This window comes from Acinetobacter sp. RF14B (genome assembly GCF_006864105.1).
GTDB lineage: Bacteria > Pseudomonadota > Gammaproteobacteria > Pseudomonadales > Moraxellaceae > Acinetobacter > Acinetobacter lwoffii_C.
This window is the reverse complement of the sequence record NZ_SMTB01000147.1, coordinates 1-3,562: the sequence shown is the minus strand read 5'-3', so window position 1 is coordinate 3,562 and position 3,562 is coordinate 1. Positions and strand designations below refer to the sequence as shown.

The following is a 3,562-nucleotide window of genomic DNA, read 5'->3' as shown; positions in this document are numbered from 1 at the left end:
ATAATTCAAGTGAATTTGTTTGAAAGAAGAACTTTAAAAGCTTTATTTTCACCCGATAAAATACCCATAAAACAAGAGGAAGCTCAAATGAGCTTCCTCTTGTGAAAAATTGTGGGACAGCAATGGCGATGTAAGCTCCTTTTTATGTACAGGTAGTGAATCTTGTTTTAGTCCGCCGGGTGCTGGGTAATTTTTTGCAAAATTTGTAATAGCATGTCGAACTCGCTTTGTAGCGGTGTACTTTTGCGAGTCACTAAGGCCAAGGTCCGGCTAGGGGCCGCCTGAATGGCTTTGACTTGTAACTCAGGATTGGCCTTGATCATACTGCTATATAGCGCGATTTCAGGCAGCAAGGTAAAACCAAGATTTGCAGAAACCATTTCGATTAGTGTCGGTAAAGAGCTGGCTTTTAAACGATGATCATTTTTACGTTCGCCGATTGGACAGGCACTGAGTGCATGATCACGTAAACAGTGACCTTCTTCAAGCAGCATCAGGCGTGACAGATCCAGATTTTCTAGCTTATCTGCCTGAGCCGAAGCTTGATCAGACTTATGGTGCACCAGATACAGATTTTCTTTATTAATCTCGGCTACTTTCAGGCCGCGTGTATCAAAAGGCAGTGCCAGTACCACCATGTCCAGATTGCCGTGTTCCAGTTTCTCTACAATCTTCTCACTTTGTGCTTCATGCAGATGCAGCTGGATTTTTGGCAACTGTTTATGAACTTCATCCAGTAATTGCGACAGAATAAACGGTGCAATGGTTGGAATGACACCGAGATGCAAATCGCCGGTAAGGGGCTCACTCATCTCACGACTTAAACGCATCAAGTCCTGGGCATCAGCCAATAGAACACGAGCACGTGCAACCACTTGCTCACCAAGAGGAGTTAAACGTACATTCTGACGGTCGCGCTCAACAAGTACGCCACCCAGTAAACGCTCGAGTTCCATAATGCCACCAGACAGGGTTGACTGGGTCACAAATGAACGGCGAGCAGCTTCTGTAAAATGCAGCGTCTCTGACAGTGTTACAAGGTATGACAGCTGTCTTAGGGATGGTAATGCAGCCATAGTGTCCTAATATTTATGATTTAAAATGATCAGCAAATAATTCGCTAAGATGTGGAATAAAATGAGGAGGGATATCATGCCCCATTCCTTCAATTAATTCAAATTTAGCCCCTGGAATTGCTTTGGCAACAGCCTTGCCATGACTAGGAGGTAGCAATCGATCACGAGCCCCATGAACCACTAGGGTATCCTGCTTGATTTGCTTGTCCAGTTGCAGCAATGAACCTGTACATAATATTGCTAAAAACTGTTGAAGTACACCCGCCGGATGGTAACTCCGTTTATACAACTTGCGGGCTGTCTGAATCGCTTCCACGTGATTGACATAACCCGGCGAACCGATCAGCTTAAACAGTTTCAGGCTATGATCTACGATGCCATCTTCATCTGTTGAGGCCGGTTTGTCAATTAAACTAAAGAGCTGCTTTGGAAAAGGAGGAGGCAATAGCGGCTGGTTATTGCTGGTAAACAGCAGGCCGAGTTTCTTGACCTGCTCCGGGTGGCGGGCTGCCAGAATCTGTGCAATCATGCCGCCCATGGAAGCGCCCAGCACATAGATCTGCCCAAGCTCCAGTTTATCGATCAGCAAGCTAACATCTTCAGTCATGTCATACAGGTTATAAGGTGCTCCCTGATTGCCCAGACCGAGCATAAAACGGCTCATCATTTTAAAGGTATTCAGGCGCGGGCCTTTATGATGAATCTTGGATGACAGACCAATATCGCGGTTGTCAAAACGAACGATATAATAGCCCTGATCAATCAGCGATTTACAGAAAAAGTCAGGCCAGTACAGCATCTGTGCACCGAGTCCCATAATCAGCAAAATAGGGGGGTGATCCGGCTCTCCGCCTACTTCTACATGTAATTCAATACCATTACCAAGATCAACCTTGGTTTCACGCATAAAAGATGTATAAGGGGAGTGGTTAAACTGCAGCGCACTATGCATGATAAGCTTCCTAATTAAAGGACATTTCGTTTAAAAAACGTCCTTCATATATTAAACATCTAAAGAGTTGCTGGAATCAAGTCAGGAACAAGTTTGCTCAGGGTCAGGCGTTGCTTGGCTGCTGTCGCCCCTAATAATACGAAACCACGCAATACACCTTCTACATCTATTGCTTTGGCAATCATGCCATCTTCCAGCTCTTCCGTTTCCCAAGTCACATTGACTTCAGCAGGTGCAGCTAATACGGTCAATGGTGCTGCTGGTGTTTTTACTGCAACCGGCATGGCAGGATAATGCACTGCGGTATGCTCGCCATTTAAGGTTTTGGCCAGAGCACGTGCCTGTTGCATGATGGGCATGACATAAGGCAACAGGATGCCGTTTACTTCAGCACAGTCTCCGACAGCATAAATATCCGGCTGATTGGTTTCTAGCAGGGCATTGGTTAGAATCCCGCGACTGCTATGAATATCAGCTTTTTTCGCGACAGAAATATTTGGCTGCAAGCCTACCGCAGACAGAACCACATCGGCGACCAGTGATTGACCATTCGCCAGCGTGACCAGATAATCTGCATTGTCCATTTTGGAGACTTTTTCAACTGTGGTACCCAGCACAAAATGTATACCTGTTTCTTCAAGATGCTGCTGGAACACTTCAGCCACATGCGCAGGTAAAAGGCGGCCCAGTGGTCGAGGTGCAAGGTCAATAACAGTCACCTGATGTTCGGTATGTTGCAGGTCATTGGCAAATTCGCAGCCAATTAGACCAGCACCTAGAATTACCACACGTTTGTTTTCACGATTGGCCAGATTTTGGCGGAATGCTTTGTAGTCGTTCAGGTTGTTAACCACATGAATTTCGTCGCTGGCATCGCCGGCAATTGCCAAACGTACTGGATTAGCCCCCACCGCCAGAACCAGTTTTGAGTAGGGTTGCAGACTCTCCTGTCCATCTTTTTCTAAGTGTAGCTGATGCTGTTCTGGGTCAATCGCTTTTACCCAAGTATGTTGCCGGATTTGCATATTGAGTTGTGCCGACATTTTTTCAGCATCCCCTAAAGGAATCTGCTCAGGTGCCTTGTTCCCTGCTAGTGCATTTGAAAGAGTCGGTTTTGCATAATTGATCGCATCATCAGCACAAATCATAACAAGTTCATGGTCTGGATTAAGCTTGCGAAATTCACGTGCGACGGCATAGCCGGCCATTCCGGAACCAATGATGACGATAGGATGCATAATATTCTCCAGACTTTTTAAAATTAAATTTATAAATTTTTTAAAGGACTTAGATTAGCATTTGAAGTGCAACACCATGTTGTTGCCATAATACCTGACTCGGACTTTTAAAGCCGAGTCTTTTTCTTGGACGATGATTCAAGCGTTGAGTAATTTCTGCAATATATGCATCCGTATAGTCATTTAAGTCACTGCCTTTTCTAATATATTGTCTGATCAATCCATTCGTATTTTCATTTGTTCCTCGCTGCCAGGCGCTATAGGGATCAGCGAAATACCAATCTATATCTAATTCC

At 45.0% G+C, this 3,562-nt stretch carries 4 protein-coding genes; all 4 read right to left on the bottom strand.

Annotation, left to right across the window (positions count from 1 at the left end; genetic code table 11):
- Positions 1 to 167: 167 nt before the first annotated feature.
- Entirely contained in the window at positions 168 to 1,076 is a 909-nt protein-coding gene (gene oxyR, locus E2K52_RS13805; RefSeq protein ID WP_151205595.1) for a LysR family transcriptional regulator OxyR, read from the bottom strand.
- A 13-nt stretch (positions 1,077 to 1,089) separates the two neighbouring features.
- Complete coding sequence (gene estB, locus E2K52_RS13800) at positions 1,090 to 2,028, bottom strand: esterase EstB (RefSeq protein WP_151205594.1); 939 nt, start codon at positions 2,026 to 2,028, stop codon at positions 1,090 to 1,092.
- A gap of 59 nt (positions 2,029 to 2,087) precedes the next feature.
- Positions 2,088 to 3,266: a rubredoxin reductase RubB gene (gene rubB / locus E2K52_RS13795; protein WP_151205593.1), complete on the bottom strand. Its 1,179-nt coding sequence runs from the start codon at positions 3,264 to 3,266 to the stop codon at positions 2,088 to 2,090.
- Positions 3,267 to 3,315: 49 nt separating this feature from the next.
- Positions 3,316 to 3,562, bottom strand: a 247-nt coding sequence (locus E2K52_RS13790) for an IS30 family transposase (protein ID WP_151205592.1), incomplete at its 5' end; no start/stop codon positions are given.

Bases quoted from the DNA above. Each gene is read 5' to 3' on its own strand.
- estB (WP_151205594.1), bottom strand. From the start codon at position 2,028: ATGCATAGTGCGCTGCAGTTTAACCACTCCCCTTATACATCTTTTATG.
- rubB (WP_151205593.1), bottom strand. From the start codon at position 3,266: ATGCATCCTATCGTCATCATTGGTTCCGGAATGGCCGGCTATGCCGTC.
- oxyR (WP_151205595.1), bottom strand. From the start codon at position 1,076: ATGGCTGCATTACCATCCCTAAGACAGCTGTCATACCTTGTAACACTG.